A 6,033-nucleotide genomic window follows, 5' to 3' on the forward strand; every position below is an offset into this window, starting at 1 on the left:
CCAACTTAAAGCACGAGGACCCGCGCGTGGATCTGGGTGCGCTGCTGGAGCGCGGCGCGCAGCGCCCGGTGCACGCCGTCCTCGAGGTAGAGGCCGCCGTCCCACTGCACGACGTGCGGGAAGAGGTCGCCGTAGAAGGTGGAGTCGTCCGCCAGCAGCCGGTCGAGCCCGAGCTCACGCTTTGTCGTGATGAGCTGGTCGAGCCGCACCGGACGGGGCGGGATCTCGGCCCACTGCTTCATCGTCATGCCGTGCTCCGGGTATGGCTGCCCTTCCTGCACAGCTTTGAAGATCACGGCCCACCCTCCCCTCGGGTCACACCACCACCGCCGGCGCTAGCCTACCGACTCCGCGCCACCGAGGCTGGATGATGTCACCACCGGCCCCGGTGGACGACCTCATCGACCGGTTTGCGGCCGCGCTTCAACGACTTCGACCGGTGGTCGTCGGCCCGGTAGCCCACGCTGACCGCCCCGATGGGCATAAATTCCGCCGGTACGCCGAACGCCGCGCGATATTCGGCCACCTGCTCGGGCGGCACCCCGAAGAAGCACGCCCCGAGGCCCTCGTCGACGGCGGTGAGCAGCATGAGCAGGCTGGCCATGCCGGTGTCGATGTCCCAGTACGGCACGGGCCAGTGCGCCTCGTCGCGGTCCGTCCAGCCCTTGTCGGGCTCGGCGTACCGGTCGAGGTAGACGCTCTTGTTGCTGTGCGCGACGACGATCAGCGGCGCGGTGCGCATGTTGACCAGCCACTGCTGCCACACGTCGGTCTTCGGGGTGGCCGCCGCCCAGAACCGTTCCCGGTCCTCGGCCGACTCCAGGACCAGGAACCCCCAGCCCTGGGAGAAGCCGGCCGAGGGGGCCCGGGTGGCGTGCTCGAGCAGCCGGCCGACGATCTCCGGGGGCACCGGACGGTCGGGGTCGTAGTTACGGACCATCCGCCGCCGGCGCACCACATCGCGGAACTCCATACGCCCTATCCTGCGCTGGTCAGCCGGCCAGGCGGGCGTCGACGCCCCACGCGCCCCGCCAGGTGGCCCCCGGCTCCAGCGTGATCACGTCGCGGCCGGACCGGAACGCGTCCGGCGGGCAGGTCATCGGCTCGATCGCGGCGGCCCGGCGGTGCCGTTCGCCGCCCAGTGAGTCGCTCGTGTACACCTGCCACCAGCCGAACTGCTCGTCCGCCCAGACCCGCACGCGGGCGCCGGCCGCCGAGGACATCTCCACGGCCGAGCCGCCGTCGGCACCGCGCACCACGTCGCCGAACGCCGTGTCCAGGTCGAGCTTGCCGAGCACCCGGGGCTCGGTGAAGTCGAACTCCGTGCCGGCGACGCGGGCCGCGCCGATCGGCAGCAGGCGCGCGTCGGTGAGCAGCCGGCTGCGCCCCGGCACCCGCAACAGCACCTCGTCGAGCCCGGACACCCCGGGAACCTTGAGGTACGGGTGGACAGAGAAGCCGAACGGGGCCGGCTCGTCGCCCAGGTTGGTCACCTCGTGCGCGGCGCGCAGCCCGTCGGCGCTGACCGACCACTCCGAGCGCAGCCGCAGCGGCCACGGGTAGCCGGGCTGCGGCGGCAGGTCGTAGCCGAGCACGACGCGGTCCGGCCCGGACTCCAGCTCGCTCCAGCGCACCCAGTTGACCAGGCCGTGGATGGCGGTGTGCCGGGCGGGCTCGGACAGCCCGAGCTGGTGGGTGGCGCCGCCGAACGTGTAGCGGCCGTCCCGGATCCGGTTGGGCCAGGGCGCCAGGATCTGGCCGGAGGAGCCGGGCGGAAGCTCGTCCGCGGCGTACTCGTCAATGATCTCGACGCCGTCCAACCGGAGGGCCCGCACGCCGCCGCCCACCTCGACCACGACGGCCTCATATCCATCGGCCTTGATGGTCCACTGCTCACCGGAGGGGGTGAACCCCATGTCGTCCCGCCTTTACTCGCCCAAGGACTGTATTTGTCAGGCGACCCTACCGATTGCCGAGCGGGAACGCGTACCGCGCCCGGGTGACACTCAGGGCCCGAGGCGCTCCACCAGCCAGGCGTCGCCGACCCGGCGGTAACGCAGGCGGTCGTGCAGGCGGCCGGTGCGGCCCTGCCAGAACTCCACCGATTCGGGCACCACGCGCAGGCCGCCCCAGTGCGGCGGCGTGGCCACCGCCTCGGGGAACCGGCGCGTCGCCTCGTCGAGGAGCCCGTCCAGTTCGGCCCGGTCCGGCACGATCTGCGACTGCGGGCTCGCCCACGCCCCCAGCTGAGCGTCGCGCGGCCGGCTCGCGAAATACGCCTCCGACTCGGCCCGGCTCACCCGCTCGGCGCGGCCACAGACCACCACCTGGCGGCCCGCGGGAAACCACGGGAAAACCAGGCTCGAGTACGGGTTGACCGCCAGCTCGGACGCCTTGCGCGAGCCGTAGTTGGTGAAGAAGGTGAAGCCGCGCGCGTCGACGCCCTTGAGCAGCACCGTGCGGGCGCTCGGCCGGCCCTCGGCGTCCGCCGTCGCCAGGATCATGGCGTTCGGCTCGACCAGCCCGATCTCGACCACGTCGGCGAGCCAGTGCTCGAACTGGGTGAGCCAGTCCGGGGCCAGTTCGTCCTCGGCGAGGCCGTGGCGCGCGTACTCCTGCCGCATCGCGGCGATCTCCATCGTCACGGCTCCATCTAACTCCGCCGCGACCGTCGCCGCGTGTCGGCGTTCCGCCGCGCCACGCCCGGACGGCGCGGGAAGATGTCGCAAGCGGCACACTGTTGCCGGCTCGCGACCGGACCACGCGCGGGGCAAGATGAGCCCATAAATCAGTTGCCGTCCCGGCAGTAACGAACTATCCGACGTTATGCGCCGCGGCGGAGCATGGGCGTCACCGTCGACGCCCACACCGTCCAGGGAGATGAGATGTCCGATTTCAAGCCGGGCCTGGAGGGCGTGGTCGCCTTCGAGACGGAGATCGCGGAACCCGACAAGGCTGGCAGCGCGCTGCGTTACCGCGGCGTCGACATCGAGGACCTGATCGGCAAGGTGTCCTTCGGCAACGTGTGGGGACTGCTGGTCGACGGGAAGTTCGGACCGGGCCTGCCCGCGGCCGAGCCGTTCCCCGTGCCCGTGCACTCGGGTGACATCCGGGTCGATGTGCAGTCCGCCGTCGCCATGCTCGCCCCGTACTGGGGATTGGGGCCGTTGCTCGACATTTCCGACGCGCAGGCCCGCGAGGACCTGGCCCGCGTGTCGGTCACCGCGCTGTCGTTCGTGGCGCAGTCGGCCCGCGGCCTCGGCCTGCCGGCCGTGCCGCAGAAGGAGATCGACACCGCGTCGACGGTCGTCGAGCGGTTCATGAAGCGGTGGCGGGGCGAACCGGACCCGCGCCACGTCAAGGCCGTCGACGCGTACTTCATGTCGGCCGCCGAGCACGGGATGAACGCGTCCACCTTCACCACCCGCGTCGTCGCCTCCACGGGTGCGGACGTGGCGGCCTGCATCTCGTCGGGCATCGGCGCCCTGTCCGGGCCGCTGCACGGCGGCGCACCGTCCCGGGTGCTCTACATGATCGAAGAGGTGGAGCGCACCGGCGACGCGCTCGGGTACGTGCGCAGCGTGCTCGACAAGGGCGAGCGGCTCATGGGCTTCGGCCACCGGGTCTACCGGGCCGAGGACCCGCGCGCCCGGGTGCTGCGCCGCACGGCCCGCGAGCTCGCCGCGCCCCGCTTCGAGGTGGCCGAGGCGCTGGAGAAGGCCGCGCTGGAGGAGCTGCACGCCCGCCGGCCCGACCGGGTGCTGGCCACGAACGTGGAGTTCTGGTCGGCCGTGGTCCTGGACTTCGCCGAGGTCCCGGCGCACATGTTCACCTCGATGTTCACCTGCGCCCGGGTCGCCGGGTGGAGCGCGCACGTCCTGGAGCAGAAGAAGTTGGGCCGTCTGGTCCGCCCGTCGGCGAATTATGTCGGTCCGGGACCCCGTAAGCCGGAGGATGTGGACGGCTGGTCGAGCATCCACACCGACTGATACTGGGTGCGTTTATCGCGGGCGGTCATGGGAGGATGCCTGGTGGCAGCGCTGCCGGCACCCCATGACCGTCCCGCGCCCCAGGAGAAGGAACCGACGTGGCCGACCTGAGCAACATCCGCATCCCTGACGAGATCAAGCCCGCCGACGGCCGCTTCGGCGCCGGGCCCAGCAAGGTGCGCCCCGAGGCGGTCTCCGCCCTCGCGTCCGTGGCCGACACCTTCCTTGGTACGTCCCACCGCCAGAAGACCGTGAAGTCGCAGGTCGAGCGCCTGCGCACCGGCCTGGCGGAGTTCTTCTCCGCGCCCGAGGGCTACGAGGTGATCATCAGCAACGGCGGCGCGACGGCGTTCTGGGACGCGGCGACGTTCGGCCTCATCCGCGACCGGGCCCAGTTCGCCTCGTTCGGCGAGTTCGGCGCCAAGTTCGCCAAGGCCGCCAAGGACGCGCCCTTCCTGGGCGACCCGACCGTCATCAAGGCCGACCCCGGCACCGCGCCGGCGCTGCACGCCGAGGCCGGCGTCGACGCGTACGCCACCCCGCACAACGAGACCTCGACCGGCGTCGCCATCCCGGTGACCCGCGTCGCGGGCGCCGACGCGGGCGCGCTCATGCTGCACGACGGCACCTCCGCGGCCGGCGGCCTCGACGTCGACCTGACCCAGACCGACGTGTACTACTTCGCCCCGCAGAAGTGCTTCGCGTCCGACGGTGGCCTGTGGATCGCGCTCATGTCGCCCGCCGCGCTCGCCCGCGTCGAGGAGATCAAGGCGACCGGCCGGTTCATCCCGGCGTTCCTCGACCTGGCCACGGCCGTCGAGCAGTCGCGCCTGCAGCAGACGTACAACACGCCGGCGCTGGCCACCATCTTCCTGGCCGCCGAGCAGACCGACTGGATGAACGCCCAGGGCGGCCTCGCCTGGGCGGCGAAGCGCACCGCCGAGAGCGCCGCGGCCGTCTACGGCTGGGCCGACCGGTCGGAGCTCGCGTCGCCGTTCGTCGCGGATCCGACGCTGCGCTCCAATGTGGTCGCCACGATCGACTTCGCGGACAGTGTGGACGCCACCGCGCTCGCCAAGGCGCTGCGCGCCAACGGCATTGTGGACACCGAGCCGTACCGCAAGCTGGGCCGCAACCAGCTGCGCATCGCCCTCTACCCGGCCGTCGACCCGGCCGACGCCGAGGCGCTGACCGCCTGCATCGACTACCTTCTCCCCTTCGCGACCGCCTGACGACCGGGTCCGGGTGATGGTCCTCGCGGCCATCACCCGGAAGGTCTCCCGGCGTGGCCTGCTGCGTGGCGTTGACGTCCGGCGTACCGTGGTCGCAAGGCGCACGACGATCACAGGGAGGAACGCCGATGCGACAGGTCCGCTTCGTCGCCCTCTCCGAAGACGGCCACGCCCTCGTTCTCGCTGACGAGATCGGCCACCTGCTCGCCCTGCCGCTCGACGAGCGGGTCAACGCGGCGCTCGCCCCCGAGCGTGGGGGCGCCCCGGTCGCCCTCGCGCCGTCGGAGGCGCCGCCGCTGCTCGCGCCCCGCGACATCCAGGCGCGCATCCGCGCCGGCGAGACCGCCGACGAGGTGGCCCGCGTGGCCGGCGTCCCGGTCGACCGCGTGCTGCGCTACGCCGGCCCGGTGCTGCAGGAGCGGGCCATGCTCGCCCAGCACGCCCGCCGCACGCGCATGAAGGTCGGCGACACTGTCGGCAAGATCACCCTCGCCGAGGTCGTCGACGCGCGCCTCGGCCAGCACGGCGTCGACCTCGAGAAGATCTCCTGGGACGCCTACCGCCGCGACGACGGCACCTGGCGCATCGTCGCCACCTGGCCGTCCGGCAAGGCCACCGCCACGGCCGTGTGGGAGCTCGACAAGGCACGCCAGGTCGTGACCCCGCACGACGAGATGGCCCAGTACCTGTGCACCGACCGGTCCGCACCCGCGCACGACGTGGTCCGCGGCCGCGAGCCCGCGCGCCCCGAGCCGGGTCGCGGCGGCCACGAGCCGATGCGCGCCCCCGTCGTCGCCGAGCCGCGCCGCGAG

7 protein-coding genes are annotated in these 6,033 nt (G+C 72.3%); 3 read left to right on the top strand and 4 right to left on the bottom strand.

Translation table 11 applies throughout. From position 1 onward, the window contains the following. Positions 1-5: 5 nt before the first annotated feature. The 4 genes from ABD211_RS06520 to pdxH all read right to left on the bottom strand — a co-directional run bounded on the left by ABD211_RS06520 (position 6) and on the right by pdxH (position 2,639). On the bottom strand, positions 6-296 hold the full coding sequence (locus ABD211_RS06520; protein ID WP_344127268.1) for a type II toxin-antitoxin system VapB family antitoxin: 291 nt from the start codon (positions 294-296) through the stop codon (positions 6-8). A 77-nt stretch (positions 297-373) separates the two neighbouring features. After that, on the bottom strand, positions 374-973 hold the full coding sequence (locus ABD211_RS06525) for a nitroreductase family protein (RefSeq protein WP_344127270.1): 600 nt from the start codon (positions 971-973) through the stop codon (positions 374-376). Positions 974-992: 19 nt separating this feature from the next. After that, positions 993-1,916, bottom strand: a complete 924-nt coding sequence (locus tag ABD211_RS06530) for an aldose 1-epimerase family protein (protein WP_344127272.1) — start codon at positions 1,914-1,916, stop codon at positions 993-995. 90 nt (positions 1,917-2,006) lie between these two features. Continuing rightward, a complete protein-coding gene (pdxH, locus tag ABD211_RS06535; protein WP_344127282.1) occupies positions 2,007-2,639 on the bottom strand; it encodes a pyridoxamine 5'-phosphate oxidase in 633 nt (210 codons plus the stop codon). A 246-nt stretch (positions 2,640-2,885) separates the two neighbouring features. Between pdxH and ABD211_RS06540 the strand changes: the two genes are divergently transcribed. The 3 genes from ABD211_RS06540 to sepH form a co-directional block, all read left to right on the top strand. Next, positions 2,886-3,989, top strand: a complete 1,104-nt coding sequence (locus tag ABD211_RS06540) for a citrate synthase 2 (protein ID WP_344127274.1) — start codon at positions 2,886-2,888, stop codon at positions 3,987-3,989. Between the two features lie 98 nt (positions 3,990-4,087). Then, on the top strand, positions 4,088-5,221 hold the full coding sequence (gene serC, locus ABD211_RS06545; RefSeq protein WP_344127276.1) for a phosphoserine transaminase: 1,134 nt from the start codon (positions 4,088-4,090) through the stop codon (positions 5,219-5,221). A gap of 128 nt (positions 5,222-5,349) precedes the next feature. After that, the coding region (gene sepH / locus ABD211_RS06550; RefSeq protein ID WP_344127278.1) for a septation protein SepH at positions 5,350-6,033 on the top strand (684 nt) is incomplete at its 3' end.

It is taken from the genome of Luedemannella flava (assembly GCF_039528515.1).
Taxonomy (GTDB): domain Bacteria; phylum Actinomycetota; class Actinomycetes; order Mycobacteriales; family Micromonosporaceae; genus Luedemannella; species Luedemannella flava.

Bases quoted from the DNA above. Each gene is read 5' to 3' on its own strand.
- pdxH (WP_344127282.1), bottom strand. From the start codon at position 2,639: ATGGAGATCGCCGCGATGCGGCAGGAGTACGCGCGCCACGGCCTCGCC.
- ABD211_RS06525 (WP_344127270.1), bottom strand. From the start codon at position 973: ATGGAGTTCCGCGATGTGGTGCGCCGGCGGCGGATGGTCCGTAACTAC.
- ABD211_RS06540 (WP_344127274.1), top strand. From the start codon at position 2,886: ATGTCCGATTTCAAGCCGGGCCTGGAGGGCGTGGTCGCCTTCGAGACG.
- ABD211_RS06530 (WP_344127272.1), bottom strand. From the start codon at position 1,916: ATGGGGTTCACCCCCTCCGGTGAGCAGTGGACCATCAAGGCCGATGGA.